17 protein-coding genes are annotated in these 19,656 nt (G+C 60.6%); 6 read left to right on the forward strand and 11 right to left on the reverse strand.

Features of this window, described 5'->3' with window-relative positions:
* Positions 1 to 41: 41 nt before the first annotated feature.
* The 3 genes from AC1965_RS17060 to AC1965_RS17070 all read left to right on the forward strand — a co-directional run bounded on the left by AC1965_RS17060 (position 42) and on the right by AC1965_RS17070 (position 2,386).
* Positions 42 to 911, forward strand: a complete 870-nt coding sequence (locus tag AC1965_RS17060) for a methylated-DNA--[protein]-cysteine S-methyltransferase (protein ID WP_483885023.1) — start codon at positions 42 to 44, stop codon at positions 909 to 911.
* Positions 912 to 1,050: 139 nt separating this feature from the next.
* Complete coding sequence (locus AC1965_RS17065; protein WP_483885024.1) at positions 1,051 to 1,719, forward strand: YiaD family glycine zipper/OmpA-like lipoprotein; 669 nt, start codon at positions 1,051 to 1,053, stop codon at positions 1,717 to 1,719.
* Between the two features lie 118 nt (positions 1,720 to 1,837).
* The gene (locus AC1965_RS17070) at positions 1,838 to 2,386 is read left to right on the forward strand and encodes an NADPH-dependent FMN reductase (RefSeq protein WP_483885025.1); all 549 of its coding nucleotides are present in this window, start codon (positions 1,838 to 1,840) and stop codon (positions 2,384 to 2,386) included.
* Between the two features lie 21 nt (positions 2,387 to 2,407).
* Here AC1965_RS17070 and AC1965_RS17075 read toward each other — a convergent pair whose 3' ends face one another.
* Positions 2,408 to 3,439: an NAD(P)/FAD-dependent oxidoreductase gene (locus AC1965_RS17075; protein ID WP_483885026.1), complete on the reverse strand. Its 1,032-nt coding sequence runs from the start codon at positions 3,437 to 3,439 to the stop codon at positions 2,408 to 2,410.
* Positions 3,440 to 3,501: 62 nt separating this feature from the next.
* Here AC1965_RS17075 and mnmC2 point away from each other — a divergent pair, with 62 nt between their 5' ends.
* Positions 3,502 to 4,176: a tRNA (5-methylaminomethyl-2-thiouridine)(34)-methyltransferase MnmC2 gene (gene mnmC2, locus AC1965_RS17080; protein ID WP_483885027.1), complete on the forward strand. Its 675-nt coding sequence runs from the start codon at positions 3,502 to 3,504 to the stop codon at positions 4,174 to 4,176.
* Positions 4,177 to 4,211: 35 nt separating this feature from the next.
* Positions 4,212 to 5,051: a DMT family transporter gene (locus AC1965_RS17085; protein WP_483887075.1), complete on the forward strand. Its 840-nt coding sequence runs from the start codon at positions 4,212 to 4,214 to the stop codon at positions 5,049 to 5,051.
* On the opposite strand, the gene AC1965_RS17090 is transcribed toward AC1965_RS17085, so the two are convergent.
* On the reverse strand, positions 5,007 to 6,980 hold the full coding sequence (locus tag AC1965_RS17090; RefSeq protein WP_483887076.1) for a lytic transglycosylase domain-containing protein: 1,974 nt from the start codon (positions 6,978 to 6,980) through the stop codon (positions 5,007 to 5,009). The genes AC1965_RS17085 and AC1965_RS17090 overlap by 45 nt on opposite strands.
* 126 nt (positions 6,981 to 7,106) lie before the next feature.
* Between AC1965_RS17090 and dapA the strand changes: the two genes are divergently transcribed.
* Complete coding sequence (dapA, locus tag AC1965_RS17095) at positions 7,107 to 7,982, forward strand: 4-hydroxy-tetrahydrodipicolinate synthase (protein ID WP_483885028.1); 876 nt, start codon at positions 7,107 to 7,109, stop codon at positions 7,980 to 7,982.
* Positions 7,983 to 8,019: 37 nt separating this feature from the next.
* On the opposite strand, the gene AC1965_RS17100 is transcribed toward dapA, so the two are convergent.
* The 9 genes from AC1965_RS17100 to AC1965_RS17140 all read right to left on the reverse strand — a co-directional run bounded on the left by AC1965_RS17100 (position 8,020) and on the right by AC1965_RS17140 (position 19,570).
* Positions 8,020 to 8,895, reverse strand: a complete 876-nt coding sequence (locus tag AC1965_RS17100; protein ID WP_483885029.1) for a dimethyl sulfoxide reductase anchor subunit family protein — start codon at positions 8,893 to 8,895, stop codon at positions 8,020 to 8,022.
* Positions 8,895 to 9,656, reverse strand: a complete 762-nt coding sequence (locus tag AC1965_RS17105) for a 4Fe-4S dicluster domain-containing protein (protein ID WP_483885030.1) — start codon at positions 9,654 to 9,656, stop codon at positions 8,895 to 8,897. Before AC1965_RS17105 ends, AC1965_RS17100 begins: the two co-directional genes overlap by 1 nt.
* A gap of 79 nt (positions 9,657 to 9,735) precedes the next feature.
* Complete coding sequence (locus tag AC1965_RS17110) at positions 9,736 to 12,567, reverse strand: molybdopterin oxidoreductase family protein (protein ID WP_483885031.1); 2,832 nt, start codon at positions 12,565 to 12,567, stop codon at positions 9,736 to 9,738.
* Positions 12,564 to 13,664 carry an acetate/propionate family kinase gene (locus AC1965_RS17115; RefSeq protein ID WP_483885032.1) on the reverse strand — a complete coding sequence of 367 codons (1,101 nt, stop codon included), beginning with the start codon at positions 13,662 to 13,664 and terminating at the stop codon, positions 12,564 to 12,566. Before AC1965_RS17115 ends, AC1965_RS17110 begins: the two co-directional genes overlap by 4 nt.
* Before the next feature lie 4 nt (positions 13,665 to 13,668).
* On the reverse strand, positions 13,669 to 15,444 hold the full coding sequence (gene xsc / locus AC1965_RS17120; protein ID WP_483885033.1) for a sulfoacetaldehyde acetyltransferase: 1,776 nt from the start codon (positions 15,442 to 15,444) through the stop codon (positions 13,669 to 13,671).
* 110 nt (positions 15,445 to 15,554) lie between these two features.
* Positions 15,555 to 17,018, reverse strand: coding sequence for a MocR-like pyridoxine biosynthesis transcription factor PdxR (gene pdxR, locus AC1965_RS17125; protein ID WP_483885034.1), 1,464 nt, complete (start codon positions 17,016 to 17,018; stop codon positions 15,555 to 15,557).
* Between the two features lie 118 nt (positions 17,019 to 17,136).
* Complete coding sequence (locus AC1965_RS17130) at positions 17,137 to 18,252, reverse strand: NADase-type glycan-binding domain-containing protein (protein WP_483885035.1); 1,116 nt, start codon at positions 18,250 to 18,252, stop codon at positions 17,137 to 17,139.
* Positions 18,253 to 18,337: 85 nt separating this feature from the next.
* A complete protein-coding gene (locus AC1965_RS17135; RefSeq protein ID WP_483885036.1) occupies positions 18,338 to 19,090 on the reverse strand; it encodes a sulfite exporter TauE/SafE family protein in 753 nt (250 codons plus the stop codon).
* Positions 19,091 to 19,267: 177 nt separating this feature from the next.
* Positions 19,268 to 19,570 carry a glycine zipper 2TM domain-containing protein gene (locus AC1965_RS17140; protein WP_483885037.1) on the reverse strand — a complete coding sequence of 101 codons (303 nt, stop codon included), beginning with the start codon at positions 19,568 to 19,570 and terminating at the stop codon, positions 19,268 to 19,270.
* Positions 19,571 to 19,656: the final 86 nt, after the last annotated feature.

Genomic DNA, 19,656 nt, shown 5'->3' on the forward strand with positions numbered 1-19,656 from the left:
AACGGGTCGCGCGCTGGCCTGGCTGCGCCTAGATTGATCACATGACACAGATATCCCCACTGCCCACCCCCGAAGCCGATGATGGCTACCACTACCAAGTGATGCGCCGCGCGATTTCGTTGATCGACGCCGCCGACGATCCGATGCAATTAGATCAACTTGCCGCCCAGATGGGCATGTCGGCGGCGCATTTTCAGCGGCTGTTCTCGCGTTGGGTGGGGGTATCGCCAAAGCGCTATCAGCAATATCTGATGCTCGGGCAGGCCAAACAAATGCTGCGCGACAGCGTCACCACGCTGGCGGCTTCCAATGAACTGGGTCTTTCAGGGACTGGCCGCTTGCACGACATGTTCCTGCGGTGGGAGGCAATGAGCCCCGGCGACTTTGCCCGCAAGGGGGCAGGCTTGGTGATTTATTGGGGGCGCTTCGAAAGCCCGTTTGGGCCCGCGCTGGTCATGGGCACAGACAGGGGGCTTTGCGGCCTCGCGCTTGCCGCGGAAACGGGCGAGGCTGCGGCGATGGCCGATCTGCAAGGGCGTTGGCCACTTGCAAAATTTATCGAGGACGCGGACCGCCTGCGGCCCTGGGTGTTAACCGCATTTGGGGCGCAGGCCGATGCGGGCGAAAAGGCCCCGCTTTACCTGATCGGTGCGCCGTTTCAGATCAAGGTGTGGGAGGCGCTGCTGGCCATTCCATCGGGCCAAGTCACCAGCTATTCCGACATCGCCGAGCGTATCGGTAGCCCCCGCGCAGTACGTGCAGTTGGCACGGCAGTCGGGCGAAATCCTGTCAGTTGGCTAATACCCTGTCACCGCGCGTTGCGAAAATCCGGCGAGCTGGGCGGCTATCATTGGGGATTGCCCGTTAAACGCGCTATGCTTGCCTATGAGGCAGCACGCGCCGACACCTGATCCACTGCCGTCCCTTATGGGCGATATGTCGCCGATATTGCATAACAGGCAATGTTCTGCGGAACTTTCCCTCTATATGCTGCGTTTGCAGTAAGATGCCCTGCCCGAACGGGGCCCGAAACATGAAGGCAGTAGACAGATGATTTCTTCGAAAATGACTTTGGCCGCAGCATTGGTCGGCGTGATGACGCTGGGTGCATGTACTGAAACTGGCCAGATGGGTGCCGCTCCGGGTGATCCCAACCAGAAAACCAAAAACGGCGCACTGATCGGTGCAGGCGTCGGAGCCCTCGCGGGTGCGCTGTCCAAAGGTGACGGCAACCGCGGAGATGCAGCCCTTAAGGGTGCCCTGATCGGTGGCGCAATCGGCGCTGGCGTTGGCTATTCTCTGGACCAGCAGGAAGCAGAATTGCGCCGCGCCATGGACAGCCGCGTGGTCATCACCAATACAGGCGACCGCCTGATCGTGACCCTGCCGCAGGATATCTTGTTTGCCACCAACAGCACCACCGTCGCCCCGGCCCTGCGTGGTGATCTGGCGGCGCTGGCCAACAATGTGAACATCTACAAGAATTCGACCCTGCAGGTCGTCGGCCACACCGACAGCGATGGCGAAGCGGCTTATAACCAGCAACTGTCCGAGGGCCGTGCCCGTGCGGTCGGCAACATCCTGATTTCGAACGGTGTGCCATCGCAGCGGGTGCAGACCTATGGCCGTGGCGAAAGCCAGCCTATCGCAAGCAACCTGAGTGCTGCGGGCAAAGCGCAAAACCGCCGCGTGGAAATCGTGATCCTGCCAAACGCTTGATCGCGCACGTTCTGATCGAACTGAGCAAACCCCGGCCTTCGCGCCGGGGTTTCTTGCTTTTTGGCCTTGGCGAACGACATTATACTCTGAGATAACGTCATCGAGGAATGCCACGTTTATGGCCAATCTGAAACTGCTGGGCATCTGCGGTGCCTTGCGCGCCCAATCGACCAACCGCAAATTACTACTAGAGGCCGCCCGCCTTTTTGGCCCCTGTGATTTCTCTCAGGCAGATATTCGGTTCCCGCTCTATGACGGCGATGATGAACAAGCGTCGGGTATCCCTGACGTCGTGCGGCATGTGCAACGACAGATCAAGGGTGCCGACGCGGTGATCATCTCCACACCAGAATACAACAAAGCCCCCTCCGGGGTGTTGAAAAACGCGCTGGACTGGATCAGCCGAGATGGTGGCCTCGCTCTGTGGCACGGAAAACCGGTAGCGGTTATGTCTGCTGCGGCAGGGCGCGCAGGAGGTGAGCGGGCGCAGACGATCCTGCGCGCCTGCATGGTGTCGTTTCGACCGATGATCCTGCAAGGGCCGGAAATTCATCTGGCGGATAGTTCTAACCAGTTTGATGACGGCGGGCGGCTGACCGGCGAGATTTATATCAGGGAACTGACGGCATTGATGCAGGCCCTTCGCACCATCGCGCAACGCGATTGACGTTTAAAAACTATCTGAAACCTAAAAACTATCTGAAACGCGAAAGCCCTCTGGGATACTATCGATGCCGTCCAACATCAGATCGGCCATGACCTGCGCTACCTTGGGAGCCATACCAAAGCCGATCTTGAAACCGCCGTTGGCGATGAAGTGACCCGGTTTTTCCGGCCAAGCGCCCAACATCGGCGCACGGCTGCGGCTGCGAGGGCGCAGCCCGGCCCACCGCGCGATGACCGGGGCATCGGCCAATGCGGGGACGGCGGCGCGGGCGGCGTTGATGACATCGTCCAACTGGCCATCTGTCTGGTCGGGGTTATCATAGTCGCGTTCCGTTGTGCCACCAACAGCAACCGTGCCATCCAGATGCGGGATAACATGCACCCCACCTGCGAAAAGCTGCGGCGCGCGCGCCATGTCGAGGCCCAGCAGTGCCGCCTGGCCCTTGATCCCGGCACCGACCATGCGGGTATGCACCGCGTTCAATGCCTCAAGCCCGGCCACGCCAGTCGCCCATAGCACAGCACCCTGATCAATGCCTTCCGCTTGCACCGACACACCCCGCCGCGCCAAGGCGGCCACGAGCGCCTCACAGGCCCGGCGCGGATGCAGATGGGCGCTGAGGTTGTCACGGATCAGCCAGCCAGAGGGGCTGACCGGCTCCCAGTCGGCAGTTTCGGCGCGGATCACATCCCAAGTGGCGCGCCCTTGCCACAGCGCTGCGGCGGTATGGCTACGCGCCTGAGCCAGGACCAAGGCAGCGTCATCGGCGATAGGTTGCAACCGTCCAGTCCGCGCATATCCCGGTGCACCACCCCCCTCTGCCGCAACATCTGCCCAAAAGGCCTCCGCCATCAGCAGGCTGTCGCGCTGAAACTCTTTCTTAGGGTTCCAGTTTTCCGGCACATGCGGGGCAAGGGCCCCTACGATTCCCCCCGATGCGCCGGCGGCGGGTCCCTTCGGATCGATCACCTGCACGCTGGCGCCGCGCAGCGCACAGGCCCAGGCCACCGACAGACCAAATATGCCCGCCCCTCGTATGGTTATGTCCACCATTGCCAATCCCTGTCAGTTTGCCCAGTGTCTGCGCAACATTGCCCCCTCTATCAGGACAACCCGTGCCAGACCAGAATGCTCAGATTAGTTGGAGAGAGGGCCGCGTGCCTGTATCCACCCAGTTCGACGACCCCTACTTCAGCCTGGACGACGGTGTTGCCGAAACATCCCATGTCTTTTTGGCAGGCAATGGCCTGCCCACACGTTTTGCGCCAGAATTTCACATTGCTGAACTGGGGTTCGGCACCGGGCTGAACCTGCTGGTGGCCTGGGACGCATGGGTGCGTTCGGGCCAAACGGGCATCTTGCAGTTCACCAGCTTTGAAGCCTTTCCGATGCGTACCCTCGACATGGCGCAGGCCCACGAAGCCTTTCCCGCATTCGATGGCAAACGCGACTCGCTGACCGCTGCATGGCGGGGCGACGGTGGTGTCTTGGACCTGCCCGGCCTGCGCGCCGAAGTTATCATTGGCGATGCCCGCGAGACCCTGCCCGCTTGGACAGGGCGGGCCGATGCCTGGTTTCTGGACGGCTTTTCGCCCGCCAAGAACCCCGAGCTTTGGGGTGATACCCTGATGGCCGATGTTGCCCGCCACACCGCCCCAGGTGGCACCGCTGCGACCTATACGGCGGCGGGATTTGTGCGCCGCGCGCTGGCCGCGGCTGGGTTCGAGGTGACGCGCAGCACAGGATATGGCCGCAAACGTCACATGAGCACGGCAAGGCTGACTACGTGAGCCAGTCCAACAACATCCCGCTAGGTATTGCGTTGATGGTCGCGGTCACGATGGTCTTTGCCGCGCAGGACGGACTGTCGCGCCATCTGGCGGAAAATTATAACGTGATCATGGTGGTGATGATCCGCTATTGGTTTTTCGCGGCATTTGTCATTGCCATTGCTTACCGAAAGGCCGGTAGCGTGCGGGCAGTTGCGGCCACGGCGCAGCCGCTTGTTCAAATGACACGCGGGCTTTTGCTGGCTGCGCAGATTTGCGTGATGGTTCTCGCGTTTACGCAGTTGGGGCTGGTCGAAAGCCATGCGGTCTTTACCTGCTATCCCCTGCTGGTCGCGGCCCTGTCGGGGCCGATCCTGGGTGAAACCGTCGGCTGGCGGCGGTGGGCCGCGATTGCGGTGGGTTTCGTCGGGGTGTTGATCATCCTGCAACCGGGGCTGACCGTGTTTGACCCTGCCGCTTCAATTCCGCTGCTTGGTGCCGCGATGTTCGCCGTCTACGGCCTGCTCACGCGGTATGTTGCCCGGCAGGACAAGACGGCCACCAGTTTCTTCTGGACTGGGGCGACCGGGGCGGTCGCCATGACCGGTGCTGGCCTGTGGTTCTGGGAACCGATGATCGGGCGTGACTGGTTGCTCATGGCCATCCTCTGCGTCACCGGCGTGACCGGGCATTGGCTGCTGATCCGCTGTTACGAGGTGGCAGAGGCCAGCGCGGTACAGCCCTTCGCCTATTTGCAGCTGATCTTTTCTGCGGCCATCGGGCTGAGTATTTTTGGTGAGACCCTGCGCGTGAATGTGGTTTTTGGGGCGATGTTGATCGTTGTGGCGGGGCTATTCACCTTTTGGCGCGAACGCCTTCAGGGTCGCACCGGTTAATTCCTCGCTGAACGGGATCGGCAGCGGGTCGCGCCCCAGACGCGCGCGGTAGACGGGCAAGCTTTCAGTGACGCGCATGACGTAATTCTGCGTTTCGCGAAACGGAATCATCTCTACCCAGTCGACGATATCAATCTCGCCCTTGCGCGGGTCGCCATAGGTTTTCATCCAACGGCTCGGGCGGCTGGGCCCCGCGTTATAGGCGGCGGACATCATCACGACATTGCCATCGAAACGGCCCGCCATCTGCGACAGATAGGTGGCACCCAGACGGGCGTTGTAATCGGGATCAGCAGTCAGCCGGTCCGTGGTGTGCAGCGCTGACAGGCCCAGATCACGGGCCACGTCCTTGGCGGTGGCGGGCATGATCTGCATCAACCCCCGCGCCCCAACGCCGCTTTGTACCACGGGATCAAATTCGCTTTCGCGCCGGGCGATCGCCAGGGTCATTTCCGGCGCCATGGGCAAATCCATCTCGATCAGCGAATGAAGCGGATAGTAGGGTGCGGCAATAGTCAGCCCCCGTTGCGCCGCGCGCTTGCCAATCATGACCGCCAGATGCGGCTGATTCATGTCGATCGCCGCCTGCCCCAGCAGCGCGATGTCTTCTGGGACAAGCTGTTCAGCCAGATGGGTCCAGAACCGCTCGGCAACCGAGGTTTCGCCCGAGGCTTGCAAAAGCAGACCAGCCTCGAACAAGGGTGCGCGCGCTATTGGTGCGCTACGCCAGTCCTGCGCTTCGGTTTCGCCTGCCAGTGTGGCATCGAACGGCAAACCGCCGCGTTCTGCTGCCAGCAGCCCATAGAATGACGTTTGGAATTTCGCGCCCATCGCATAGGCTTTGGCCGCCCCGTCGGCATCGCCCAGCGCCTCAAGCGCACGGCCCTGCCAATAACCGGCGCGACCCTGGCTGATCGGCGATTCCACCTCGCTGTCATGGGCCTTGAAATGGGTCAGTGCCTTGGCCGGATCCTTGAGGAACCGCAACGCGATGTAACCCGATAGCCATTCCAGATCGGCAAAGTCAGACCCGCCCAGCAGGAAATGCTGCGATGCCAACCGGTAGGCGGTCTTGGGATCGCCGTTGCGCATTTCGTCGCGCGCCATGACCCGGCGGCGGTTGGACCATGCAGGCGGCTGGCCCAGTGCCTTGGCGGTCGTAGACCGTTCCAGCAACAAATCCTTCGCATCGTCCGACAGCCCCTTGCGAATGCGCCATTCAAAGCGGTCATGCGCCAACCCCGGATCGCCCGCTTTTGACGCGGGCAGCGCCTTGATCAAAGCGTTCACATCCCCTTGCAGATTTTGCAGGGCAAGGCGCGTCTTGGCCAGTGCCTGATCTTCCTTGCTGACCAGATCAAACATCTGTCGCGCTTCGGCATGTTCGCGCTGCCACAGCATTTCATCCAGACGTGCCACATGATGCGGGCCCAGCAACGTCGCGTGATCGTCCAAAAACAGTGTCTGGCTGCTGGCGTTCATCGGCATAGTGCGCCAAGCCAATACAAGGTTCGCCTCGGCCTCGCCACGCTGCCCGGCGCGCGTCAGCGCTTGGGCATGGGCCAGCACGCCACGCGGGGTCTGCGGGGGCATTTGTGCAAAGAACGCCAGCATATCGGCGTCAGACTGCTTGATCACATCATCCTCAACCTGCTTGCGCAGATATTCCTCGCCGGGCCAGTCGGGCCGCCGCACAAGAAAGTCGCGCGCGGCGGCATATGTGCCATTGCCTGCGCGCAGCCGATGCCATTCGATCACGTCCGCCGCCACCGGGCCGTCCCGTTCTGCCAGCAGGGCGGCAGTTTCCCAATTGCCTGCGCGCATGGCATCCATCGCCCATCCCAAGGGGCGCGGGCGCTGCGCCTCGGCAGGCACACAGAGGGCAAAAATCGTAATCAAGATTGCGACCAGACGCGTCATCACTTGCATTTCCCACGTGTCAGAGGCTAGAGCCATGCAACATATGGCTTGGCCCGCGTTTATCAAATCACGATGCCAGAACAAGCCTTCATCCAGACCGGCGTCCGTCGGCCAGCACAACAAAGGAGCGTGCACATGTTCAAAGGCTCACTGCCTGCCCTCGTCACGCCGTTTCGGAACGGCGAGCTGGATCTGGAAACACTGAAGAAACTTGTAGAATGGCACATCGGTGAAGGGTCAAACGGGCTGGTTCCTGTTGGCACCACGGGCGAGTCGCCGACGCTGAGCCACCGTGAACATGAAACCGTTGTCGAAGAGGTGGTCAAGGCCGCCGCAGGCCGCGTTCCGGTGATTGCCGGTGCTGGCTCTAACAACACCGTCGAAAGCATCCGTCTGGCGCGCCACGCCGAAAAGGTTGGCGCCGACGCATTGCTGGTCGTGACGCCCTATTACAACAAGCCCACCCAACGCGGGCTGATCGCGCATTTTACCGCCGTGCACGACTGTTGCGAATTGCCGATCATCATCTACAACATCCCCGGTCGGTCGGTTGTGGACATGATGCCCGACACTATGGGTGAATTAGCCAAACTGCCGCGTATCATCGGCGTCAAGGATGCCACCGGCGATCTGGCGCGTGTTTGTTATCAGCGTCAAAGCTGCGGCAAGGATTTCATGCAGTTGTCCGGCGAAGACGCCACTGCGCATGGGTTCAACGCCCAAGGCGGCGTCGGCTGCATTTCCGTGACAGCAAATGTGGCTCCCGCCCTGCTCTCGCAGATGCAGGCCGCTTGCTTGGCTGGTGACTACGCCAAGGCGCTGGAGATGCAGGACCGCCTGATGCCGCTGCACCGTGCCATCTTTACGGAACCGGGGCTGGTGGGCGTGAAATACGCCATGGCCCAGCTGGACCTGTGTTCAGACGAAGTGCGCCTGCCGCTGACAGGTCTCAGCGATGCAACCAAAGAATTGGTCAACCATGGCCTGCGCCACGCAGGTCTGATGAACTAATCGCATTCGTCTATGCGGCGCGTTCAGGCGCGCCGCATCACCGTTTGCCGTAATACAGCCCGACGACATGTTCCGCCTCGGCAAAGAACAACCAACGCGCCACCAGTACACCTGCCACATGGCTTAACACGGCAACCAGCGCCGCGAGGTGGTGGAAGGACGGCAGCGCCAGCAACAGCACCGGCAGCGCCGCCATCAAGACCAGCGAAATGACCCGCAGCTTCAGCGCATGTTTGCGGCCGACCACGAACGCAAATTCGCGCAGCAGGTAATTGGTACCTGTGTGGGGCGGTTCAAACGCGCGTACGGCGCCAATACCGCCCAGTTGCGTGGCGCTGGCCATATCCGTGCCCGAAGCGGCAAACGCGCCGTCACCGCGCAGCCACGTGGCAATTTGCACGACACCCGCGACGACGATGAGACCCATCGCCCATGTTACCTGCCCGGCCAACAGCGCCCCACCTGCAATCGAGAGCGACAGGAAATTCACCGGCGTCAGCGGGCTGTGCCAGCGCGGCACGGTGCGCAACTGGGTATAGATCATTGCCGTGGTGAACACCGTCGCCAGAGACAACAGCGCGCCGATCACCCCTAAAGGCCACCAGCGTGCGTCCCAGAACACCAGCCCGGCACCATAAGCCGCCATCACCAACAGGGCCGCCACGGCGCAGCAGCCTTCACGGCTCAGCCAGCTTGTCCGCCATTGCGTGAACGCCTTGAGCGCACGTTCGGGATGGCCAAGGTGAAACGTCGATGCGATCAGCCCACCAACCGCCAGCAGATAGGCAATGGCGAAAAAGACAAAGGCGACCCAGCCTGTGACTGCTGGCAGACCGCAGCCCAGCCATGCAAGCAGGCCAAACCCAAGGCCGGAAAATGTGCTGAAAAAGATAACGGATGGGGCCGGTTGCATCAGAGTTTCTCCAGCGCTTTGTCGAGCCAGCCCAGAAAGCCCTTAGGCCCCTCGGTAACGGGGGCAAGGAACGGCGCCAGGACGTCAATCTCGTCGCCTTGCGGCCCCTGCAACTGGTCCTTCGGGCGGGGTGGCAGGTATTTGTTGACGGGTTTGGTGCCCTGCTCTGGCATCAGGTCGACACCGCCGCGCGCCAAGACCAATCGGCTAACATCGCTGTCGGGGTCGCCCAGATCGCCAAAATGCCGCGCGCCTGCGGGGCAGGTGCGTACACAGGCGGGCTCGCGGTCCACCTCGGGCAGGTTTTCGTTGTAAATCCGATCCACGCAGAGGGTGCATTTCTTCATCACGCCCGCCGCCTGATCCATCTCGCGCGCACCGTAAGGGCAGGCCCAGGCACAGAGGCCACAGCCGATGCAGTCGCTTTCGTTGACCAGAACGATACCGTCTTCGACACGCTTGTAGCTGGCGCCCGTGGGGCAGACGGTAACACAGGGCGCGTCGTCGCAGTGGAGGCAGGATTTGGGGAAATGGACCAACTGGGCACTGCCCGCCTCCGGCTGCACTTCGTAGCTGTGTACGCGGTTCAGGAAGGTGCCGGACGGATCAGCGCCATAGGCGTCTTGGTCAGACAGCGGCGCGCCGTAGTTTTCGGTGTTCCAACCTTTGCAGGAGATGACGCAGGCATGGCACCCGACACAGGTGTCGAGGTCGATCACAAGGCCGAGTTTCTTGTCAGTGCTGGCGGGAAGGGACGTCATTTGCTGCGCGCCTTGGGAATGTCGGACTGGGGGCCAGCCCCCAGACCCCCGGGAATATTTCCAACCAAAAAGAGGAGAATCATTTGCCCACCTTCCACGCCAGAAATTTCGGACCTTGGTCGACTGGGGAGGCGATCGCTGGATAATCGGGGCGCGCGGTATGAACGGGGTCTGTCTTTTCGATTTTCACCTTGAGGTCAAACCAGGCCGCCTGTCCGGTGATCGGGTCGGAGTTGGCCCAACGCAGCCCGTCGCCTTTGGGTGGCAGCAATTCGTGGATCAGGTGGTTGAGCAGGAAGCCCTTGGTTGCCTCCGGCGCGTCCTTGTCGAGCGCCCAGGTGCCTTTGCGTTTGCCAATGGCATTCCAGGTCCAGACAGTATTGTCGTTAAGCGCGGCCATTTCCATCACGGGCACGGTAATCTCGCCGTGCGGCGAGGACACCCTTGCCCAGTCACCATCGCTTAAATCGTTATCCCGCATGAGGCGCGTGGGCAGGTATAGCGGGTTGTGCCCGTGCAATTGCCGCAACCAGGCGTTTTGGCCGCCCCAGGAATGATACATTGCCATAGGGCGCTGGGTCAGGGCGTGGATGGTGTAGCCGTCATTGCCCTGTTGGTCAGTGTCGTACCAGATCGGCAGCGGCGTCATGGTATCCTTGATGCGTTGGCGCAAATGGTCCGGCGGCTGTCGGTTGCCGTGACCTTCGGCAGCCAGCTGAAAGCGCCGCAGCGGTTCGACGTAGAGTGAAAACAGATAGGGTTGCGGGCTATCGAAGATGCCCATTTTCACCGCCCAGGTTTGATACGCCAGATTCCACGGTTTGTAGTAATTGGCCCCCTGCGGGATGTGCTCGACAAAAAAGCCGCCATTTTCGATGTAGCGGTCGATCTGGTCGGGATTTGCCTCGCCGCGCCCGACATCCTTGCCGTCCTTGCCACGGAACCCGGCCAATGGCCCGATACCGGGGCGGCGCTGATGGTTGGTGATGTAATCCGCATAGTCGGCATATTTCTGGGTGCCGTCGTCATTCACAAATCCCGGCAGACCCAGCTTTGCCCCCAGATCGCAAAGCGCCGACTGAAAGCCGCGCACGTCGCGGTCGGGTTCGACCACGGGCCAGCGGATTGCGTCGGCGGCGGCGTCGGCTTCGCAGATCGGACGGTCGAGCAGGGAAATGCAATCGTGCCGCTCTAGGTAGGTGGTATCGGGTAGGATCAAATCGGCGTAGGCGACCATTTCAGAGGAATAGGCATCGGAATAGATGATGCGCGGGATCACGTAGTCGCCGCTTTCATCCGTGTCCGTTAGCATTTGCATCACGCCACCGGTGTTCATGGATGAATTCCACGACATGTTGGCCATGTACATGAACAGCGTGTCAATCTTGTAGGGATCGCCCGCATGTGCGTTCGAGATCACCATATGCATCAGCCCATGAGCCGACATCGGGTTTTCCCAGGTAAACGCCTTGTCGATGCGCGCGGGAGTTCCATCCGGCTTTAACGCCAGATCGTCTGGCCCCTGCACAAAGCCAAGGTGCGGTCCGTTGAGCGCATGCCCCGGCTGAGTGCCGCAATGGGGCTTTGGGTGCGCCTTGGCCGGTTTGGGATAGGGTGGTTTAAAGCGGAAACCGCCAGGCACTTCGACGGTGCCAAGAATGATCTGCAGCACGTGCAGCGCGCGGCAGGTCTGGAACCCATTGGCATGGGCCGAAATGCCCCGCATGGCGTGAAAGGACACCGGGCGGCCCGTCATCGTCTTGTGGTGCTCGCCCCGGAAGTCTGTCCATTCGTGGTCGAGTTCAAATGCTTCATCAAAAGCGACGCGGGCCAATTCGGCTGCGATCGCGCGGATGCGAGGTGCCGGGATGCCGCACCGGTCGGCCACAGCTTCAGGGGCGTAATCCTCTGACAGATATTGCTCAGCCATATGATGAAAGACAGGGCGGTGGGTTACGCCCGCCGCGCGGTGGCTGGCTGCGAGGTCAGGCTTGACCCCCGGTGTGTCATAGGCCGCCAATTTGCCGGTCGCCCGGTCGATCACCAGCTCCTTGCCCTCGTCATCACGCAACAGCAGGCCAAATTCGGGGGACTTGTCGTCGCCGTTCACCAGCACCGGCGCGTCTGTGTATTGCGCCAGATAATGCAGGTCCATGCGCCCAGCCTTCATCAGGCAATGGATCATCGACAGGATAAACAGCCCATCGGTCCCCGGCGTGATCCCCACCCAGTCATCTGCGATGGCATTATAGCCTGTGCGGATGGGGTTCACCCCGATCACCCGAGCGCCGCGTGCTTTAATCTTGCCCAGCCCGATCTTGATTGGGTTGCTGTCATGATCTTCGGCCACGCCGAATAGCATGAATAGCTTGGTGTGGTCCCAGTCAGGCTGACCAAACTCCCAGAACGCCCCGCCCATCGTGTAGATACCCGCCGCCGCCATGTTAACGGAGCAAAAGCCGCCGTGCGCTGCATAGTTCGGCGTGCCGAATGCCTGCGCCCAATAGCTGGTGAAAGACTGCGACTGATCGCGCCCGGTGAAGAACGCCAGCTTTTCGGGGTTGTCGCGGCGGATCGGGGCCAGCCAGTCAGTCGCGATTTGCAGCGCCTCATCCCAGCTGATTTCTTCAAACTTGCCCGATCCGCGCGGCCCCACCCGTTTCAGAGGGGCACGCAGGCGGGCGGGGCCATTGTGCTGCATGATGCCGGCCGACCCCTTGGCACAAAGCACGCCTTGATTGACCGGATGGTCGCGGTTGCCTTCGATATATGCGACCCGCTTTTTACCATCGAGCCCCTCTTTCATGTGCACGTTGATGCCACAGCGGCAGGCGCACATGTAACAGGTGGTCTTGCGCACCTCGTCGGACACCTTGGGCGACAGATCAATCTTGGGCTGTGATTGCGTCATGGTGTGTGCGATTCTTTCAGCAAGGCCAAGGCGTCTTGGGCGATGTGTATCTCTTCGGCGGCGGGGATGATCCAGCCGGGAACATTTCCTGCCCAGCTCAAGTTTGCAAGAACTTTTTCCCTCACGGCCACGTCGTTTTCGCCGATGCCTCCGGTGAAGGCTATACCGTCCAACCCGCCCATCGCTGCCATCATGGACCCCGCCTGACGCGTGATCCAATAACAGAAATGATCGCGGGCAAAGCGCGCGTTCTTGGTATCGGTCTGAAGTAGCTGACGCATGTCCGCAGTGATACCCGACAGGCCCAGAAGCCCACTGTCGTGATGCATCATGTCGTGCACCGCCTGCACCCCGACACGCTGTACCAGATACAGCACCGCGCCTGCGTCGATCTCGCCCACGCGGGTGCCCATGGTCAGCCCGCCAAGCGGCGAAAAACCCATCGTGGTGGCGACAGATCGACCATCCTTGATCGCACAAAGCGACGCACCATTGCCCAGATGCATCGCCAACAGGCGGCGCGGCAGCGGTGCACCCGTCGTTTTCTCAAAATTCTGCACCAGGCTTTCGTAGCTGATGCCATGAAAACCAAAACGCTGCAGGTTGGTGGTATCCGGCGTGGACGGCAGGGCGTAACGGCGCGCGACGTCGGGGTTGGTGCTGTGAAAGCCGGTGTCAAAACTGGCAAACTGCGGCAAGTCAGGCATCGCGTCGGCGATTGCGTCAATTGCAGCCAGGTTATGCGGGTTGTGCAACGGGGCTAGCGGCAGACAGGCCGCGATTTTTTCCCGTACCGCCGAGGTGACACATACCGCGCTGGTCAGATCAGGCCCGCCATGCACGACCCGGTGCGCCGCTGCTGCAAGCTGATCTGCGGTGATGCCCTCATCGCGCAGCGCGTCAAATATGGCGGCAAGGGCAGCGCCGTGATCGGGCAGATTGCGCGCCAGATTGCCACCGCGACTGGTTGTTACCCGGCCCGTCTGGCCCACACCAATTGCCTCGATGCGCAACACCTCGCAGAGATGCGCATCAAAGACGGCGCATTTTATCGACGACGACCCGGCGTTGATAACCAGAATCAGCCCATCTGTCACGCGATCACCCCTTTTGCGGGCGCATGTCATCCCGGTTGATACCAGCAACCGAAACCGGCTTTTTCATCGCATCGCGGCGAAACGGCTCACCAAGCTCTTGGTTCAGCAACACTTCGATAAAGGTCGTCTGACCATCGTTCATCTGCGCCTTGATCGCGGTGTCGAGCGCGGTCGTCAGTTCGTCCATGGTGGTCACCTGAACACCTGTCACGCCGCAGGCCTGGGCAATCGCGGCATAATTCACGTCCTGAGCCAACTCCGTGCCGACAAAGTTATCGTCAAACCACAGCGTCGTGTTCCGCTTTTCCGCGCCCCACTGGTAGTTGCGAAAGATCACCATGGTGATGGCCGGCCAATCGTCGCGGGACACTGATACCATTTCATTCATCGAAATCCCAAATGCACCATCGCCGGCAAAGCCTACAACGGGCACATCCGGGCAGCCAATCTTGGCCCCGCAGATCGCAGGAAAGCCATACCCACAGGGACCGAACAAACCTGGGGCGAGGTATTTACGTCCATCTTCGAAGGTTGGGTAGGCGTTGCCAATGGCACAGTTATTGCCGATGTCTGAACTGATGATCGCCTCTTGCGGCAAAGCCTTTTGGATTGCACGCCAGGCCATGCGCGGGCTCATTTTTTTCGGCTCGCGGTCGCGGGCGCGGGCGTTCCATGTCGTTCCGGGATCGTCGTCCTCGTGGTCCATTGATGTGAGCGCCTGCGCCCACGCGGATTTGGTCTGCGCAATCAGATTTTTGCGCTCGGCGCGGCCCGCATCGCCTGCGCCGTCACTGAGTTTGGCCATGATTGCAGTTGCGACTTTCTTGGCGTCGCCAACGATGCCCACGCTGACCGTTTTAGTCAGGCCGATGCGGTCGGGGTTAATGTCTACTTGAATGATCTTGGCCTCCTTGGGCCAATAATTAATCCCGTACCCCGGCAGGGTCGAAAACGGGTTCAACCGGGTGCCAAGCGCCAGCACCACATCGGCCTTGGCGATCAGTTCCATCGCCGCCTTGGACCCGTTATAGCCCAGCGGCCCAACCGACAGCGGGTGCGAACCAGGAAAGCCATCGTTGTGCTGATAGCCGCAACAGACCGGCGCATCCAGCCGTTCGGCCAGCTTGCGCGCATCGTCGATTGCGCCGCCGATCACCACGCCCGCCCCATTGAGGATGACCGGAAATTTTGCCTCTGACAGCAGTTTGGCCGCGTCATCAATGGCCCTCTCTCCACCCGAGGGGCGTTCGAATTCGACAATGGCCGGCAGGTCGATGTCGATCACCTGGGTCCAGAAATCGCGCGGAATATTGATCTGTGCAGGGGCTGAATGACGCTTGGCCTGGGCAATAACGCGATTCAGGGTCTCGGCCATACGCGTCGGATCCCGCACCTCTTCCTGATAGGCAACCATGTCGCGGAACAGCGCCATCTGCTCAACTTCCTGAAACCCACCCTGCCCGATGGTCTTGTTTGCGGCCTGCGGCGTGACCAGCAGCAGCGGCGTGTGGTTCCAATAGGCGGTTTTGACAGGGGTCACAAAGTTGGTGATCCCCGGCCCGTTCTGCGCCACCATCATCGACATCTTGCCCGAAGCGCGGGTGAACCCATCCGCCATCATACCCGAGTTGCATTCATGCGCGCCGTCGAAAAACCGGATGCCCGCCGCCGGAAACAGATCGGATATCGGCATCATGGCCGAGCCGATGATGCCAAACGCGGTGTCGATCCCGTGCATCTGCAAGACTTTTACAAAAGCTTCTTCTGTGGTCATCTTCATGGCGGAAAGTCCTAAAAATATGGGCGAAATCGCGGGATAGGGCAGGACGGAGGATAGGCGGCGGGCGACATGGCGAATAGGGCCAGAGTTATGAGAGGGCTAGGTCCAGATCAGGGCATCAAGGCAATTTCACGGGCGATCATAGCAACGCCTTCGGGGATGCGGGCGCTGGGGATCGAGGTATAGGCAAGCCGGTAGTAGTTTGACGGCTTGTCTGCGCCCGAAAAGAACACGCGCCCCGGTTCGATCAGCACGCCACTCGCATGCAACCTCTGAGCGAGATCTTGGGTGTCGATATGCGCGGGGGCCCGCATCCAGAAGGACGACCCACCATAGTCGCCGCGCCCCGAGATACACAGGCCATGGGTATCCAAAGCTGCCTCCATAACATTGCGGCGTTCATGCAGCGCACTCCCGGTGCGGCGGATCAGTGCATCGTAGTGACCCAGCGACAGGAAATAGGCGGTTGTGCGCTGGATATGGCCGGGCGGATGCCGCAAGACCGACGCCCGCAGCGCGCGGGCTTCGCGGATAAAGGGTTCGGACCCGACAAGATAACCCAGGCGCAGCCCCGGAAATAGCGATTTGGAGAAGGAGCCGACATAGATCACGCGACCATCTGTATCGAGAGATTTCAGCGCCGGTGAAGGCGGTTTGAGAAAGGACATCTCGAACTCATAATCGTCCTCGACGATCAACGCATCCAACTCGCGCGCGCGCGCCATCAGGGCGCGTCGGCGGTCCATCGGCATGGTCGCGTTGGTGGGGCATTGATGGCTGGGCGTGGTAAATATCACATCCGTGTCCGGAGGAATCGCATCAGGCGGCAGCCCGTCCTGATCAACGCGCACAGGCGTGACATTGCAGCGCGACTGGCCAAGAATATCGCGCAAGGCGTAATAGCACGGATCTTCCAGCACCGCCCGGCGGCGCTGGGTCAGCAAAACCTGTGTGGTCAGCCACAACGCGTTCTGCGCGCCCATGGTGATGAGTATCTGTTCCGGCCGCGCAGTGACGCCGCGCCGGGGCAGCGTGTGCCGGGTAATGAATTCAATCAGCTGCGGATCGTCCAAATCGAAATAGTCGGTGGTCATCGAGGTAAAGTCACGCTGTCCCAGCGCCTGCAACGCACAAAGCCGCCAATTGGCATGATCAAACAGGGTCGGATCGGCCTGCCCATAGATGAACGGATACCGAAGGCTGGCCCAATCCTGCGGTTTGCGCGGTGTGTCGCCCCCACTGAACCGCTGACCGATGGCGCGGGACCAGTCGACAGCGTCGGTTTCCTGTGGTGTGGGCGCAAAGTCTGGCGGGGTCGGTGCATTTTCGGACACGTAGTAACCAGACCGCCCGCGCGAGGTGAGGTAGTCATTGGCCAAAAGTTCGGTATAGGCGATGGTCACCGTAATCCGGCTGACGGCCAGATGCGTGGCCAGTTTTCGCGTCGATGGCAGCTTTTCGCCCTGCTGAAAACGGCCCGACAGTATGCCCTGGGCAATCATCTGCTGGATCTGCTGTTGCAGCGTCCCTTGGGCATCCGGGCGCAGGAAAAATGTTTCAACGGGAAGAGCCATTGCAGCACGATAGGCTGGACTTAGTTCGTTTTCAATCTGGCATTACGTATCGCCGAATTTATCACCGGAAAAACAAAGTTCATAGAACAGTTAGGGATCGCGCACAGCGGCGACACCCTTATCGGTAGGATATTTCGGTGATGGCCGTGTCCTGATAATGTGTGCCGGGATAAACATCCGCAATTTCAAAGATCGCCCAGCTCACTGGACCAAAATTGACAAGTTCTGGAATGTCTTGCCAATCGGACGTGTCACGCAGCGAGACCACAGCGTGATCACCATGTGAGGTGGTGATCCGCAAGGCACGCACCCGGCTATTTCTGGAATAGGTCCGGGCCGATTTTGCATATCCATTGCGCAGCTCAAGGCGGCCCATCTGTGTTGGCGCGGTAAAGACTAGCGAGAAATGTTCGCCGATCCCATGGCCCGCGACGCCCTCCACCCATGAGGTCTGCGGATTTCCGTCCTGCGTATTTCGCGGCACATAGGTGTTTGCCCCCTGCGCCGCCAGATAGGATGAAAAGCAAAGGTTCGTCGGCGCATAGGCTGCGGCGATAGGCACGCAGTTTCGCATTGCCCTGCCGGGCGGTGGAGGTGGCGGTGGCGGCTGTAGTGCTGGCGTCGGTGCGGCAGGCACACGCCCATTTCGGCGTATCCAGCCCCTCTCAACCGCTGCGAGCCGTTGGTGTCGCGGGGGGTGGGTTGCGGACCCGCTTTCGGACAGGGTGACCCAAAGCGATTGCGACTGTTCCAGCGATGCGCCCAACGCAGCGAGTGTAAACCCCGCATACTCGTCGGCCTCCAATTCCGTCGGTGGGCGTGATCCATTGCCCGTTATGGTATGGCCTTGCAGGTGATGGCCAACCTCATGGGCGATGACACCATAAAGCCGCCATTTTTCCGCTTGGTCCGTCTTGTACTGCGCCATCCAATCTGGGTTGAAGGCGAGATAGCGCTCTCCGTCCAGTACGACTGCGGCTGCGTTTTCGACTTTTTCGGTTTCGACCACCTGAAAGTTTGGCGATAACCCGGACACCGCGAGAATGTCGTCGATGACGGTCCACACATTCTGCACTGAAAAGGCGCTGGCATCCGAATAGCGTGGCTTAGGAAGGCTGATTTCACTACAGCCCGCAACGGTGCAGACAACCTGTGGCCGCTCGGCGTCTTGCGCCGAAGCGACGAACCCGGCCAGACAGAACCCAAGCGCACAGGTGATGATAAATCTCGGCATAGCTTGCCCCCCTTTACAAAGGCTAGGCCAAGTGGATCACGCCCGTAAAGGGAGCAGGTCAATTTTACCCGTTTGAGGGTGACCCCTAGCCCGCGACTAAACGCCAGAAAAACACCGCACTCATCCCGAAGCCGATCACAGCGATGATGCCGCGCACCACGCGTTTCGGCAGGGCGCGTGCCAGAGGCGCACCGGCATAGCCGCCTGCAGTCGCTGCCAGCATCATCATCAGCGCCTGTGGCCATGCCACCAGCCCGGCCAGCGCAAAAATGGCGACGGAAATGGCGGAAAGCACAAAGCTGAGCCCGGTTTTCAGGCCGTTCATGCTGTGCAGGTTGGTCATGCCCCACAGGGCAAACAGCGCCAGCAGCACGATGCCCAGCCCGCCGTTGAAATAGCCGCCATAGATGCTGACGGCAAAAAGGCCCAGCGCCCCTTCGGGGGTGACGGCGCGGACGTGTTTGGCGGCGTAGGCGCGGATTTGATCGCCCAGCAAGAACGCCAGCGTCGCGGCCAGCAGCAGAAAAGGCACGACGATTGAGAAAGCCTCGTTCGAAGAGACCAGCAGCAAGCCAGAACCAACAACGCCACCCGCGAGCGTGATCAAGCTTAGGCGCAGCAGGCGTTTGCGGTCGAACTGGCCCAGCTCATCGCGGAACCCAATGGCACCACCGAGGTAGCCGGGGAATACGGCCACGGCGCTGGTGGCATTCGCCATTACCGGTGGCACGCCAGTAAACACCAGCGCTGGAAACGTCAGAAACGTGCCGCCTCCTGCGATCGTATTCAGCACGCCTGCGCCAAAGGCAGCGAGCAGGAGGATCAAGATATCAGTCATCAGTTTCCCTCAGAGCGCCAGGAGCGGCGGTAAACTTGGTTTTAGGAGGGAACTGAGAGGAGGCCAAGCGCGGCATTGTGAAAATTCCGGCATCAGCCGCGCCGAACGGGACAGCACCAAGTAAAAAAGGCCCCGACCGAAGTCGGAGCCCTTTGACCTGTGCCTTGGAGAGGGCGTTTATGGGCAAGCTGCGTAGTAACGCTGGCCTGCGCTGTTTTGGTAAACGCATTTGCCGCCTTGGGTTTTACCAATATAGTTACCGGCTGCTGCGCCTGCGGCGCCACCGATGATCGCGCCGACAACCTTGTCGTCATCATTGGAAACCGCTGCACCGGCAGCAGCGCCCAACGCGGCACCTGTCAGTGCGCCGTTTGTGCCGTCGCACGCAGCAAGGCCAGCAATCATTGGAATGACCAATAGGAACTTCTTCATGTCTTTCTCCCGTTTTAAACTATCGGAGGCCAACGCAGGAAAGTGCATTTGGTTCCCGCGCGGCTTGATTAAAGTGCAAAAATTCGCAAGTCGGCGAAACTTTGATTGATGTCATGTTCGGGCAAGACAACGGG

Source organism: Sulfitobacter sp. KMM 9851, from assembly GCF_057178245.1.

Excerpts from the sequence above, each read along its gene's own strand:
- AC1965_RS17060 (WP_483885023.1), top strand. The coding sequence starts at position 42 with ATGACACAGATATCCCCACTGCCCACCCCCGAAGCCGATGATGGCTAC.
- AC1965_RS17065 (WP_483885024.1), top strand. The coding sequence starts at position 1,051 with ATGATTTCTTCGAAAATGACTTTGGCCGCAGCATTGGTCGGCGTGATG.
- AC1965_RS17070 (WP_483885025.1), top strand. The coding sequence starts at position 1,838 with ATGGCCAATCTGAAACTGCTGGGCATCTGCGGTGCCTTGCGCGCCCAA.
- AC1965_RS17075 (WP_483885026.1), bottom strand. The coding sequence starts at position 3,439 with ATGGTGGACATAACCATACGAGGGGCGGGCATATTTGGTCTGTCGGTG.
- AC1965_RS17085 (WP_483887075.1), top strand. The coding sequence starts at position 4,212 with ATGGTCGCGGTCACGATGGTCTTTGCCGCGCAGGACGGACTGTCGCGC.
- AC1965_RS17090 (WP_483887076.1), bottom strand. The coding sequence starts at position 6,980 with ATGCAAGTGATGACGCGTCTGGTCGCAATCTTGATTACGATTTTTGCC.
- dapA (WP_483885028.1), top strand. The coding sequence starts at position 7,107 with ATGTTCAAAGGCTCACTGCCTGCCCTCGTCACGCCGTTTCGGAACGGC.
- AC1965_RS17100 (WP_483885029.1), bottom strand. The coding sequence starts at position 8,895 with ATGCAACCGGCCCCATCCGTTATCTTTTTCAGCACATTTTCCGGCCTT.
- AC1965_RS17105 (WP_483885030.1), bottom strand. The coding sequence starts at position 9,656 with ATGACGTCCCTTCCCGCCAGCACTGACAAGAAACTCGGCCTTGTGATC.
- AC1965_RS17110 (WP_483885031.1), bottom strand. The coding sequence starts at position 12,567 with ATGACGCAATCACAGCCCAAGATTGATCTGTCGCCCAAGGTGTCCGAC.
- xsc (WP_483885033.1), bottom strand. The coding sequence starts at position 15,444 with ATGAAGATGACCACAGAAGAAGCTTTTGTAAAAGTCTTGCAGATGCAC.
- pdxR (WP_483885034.1), bottom strand. The coding sequence starts at position 17,018 with ATGGCTCTTCCCGTTGAAACATTTTTCCTGCGCCCGGATGCCCAAGGG.
- AC1965_RS17130 (WP_483885035.1), bottom strand. The coding sequence starts at position 18,252 with ATGCCGAGATTTATCATCACCTGTGCGCTTGGGTTCTGTCTGGCCGGG.
- AC1965_RS17135 (WP_483885036.1), bottom strand. The coding sequence starts at position 19,090 with ATGACTGATATCTTGATCCTCCTGCTCGCTGCCTTTGGCGCAGGCGTG.
- AC1965_RS17140 (WP_483885037.1), bottom strand. The coding sequence starts at position 19,570 with ATGCACTTTCCTGCGTTGGCCTCCGATAGTTTAAAACGGGAGAAAGAC.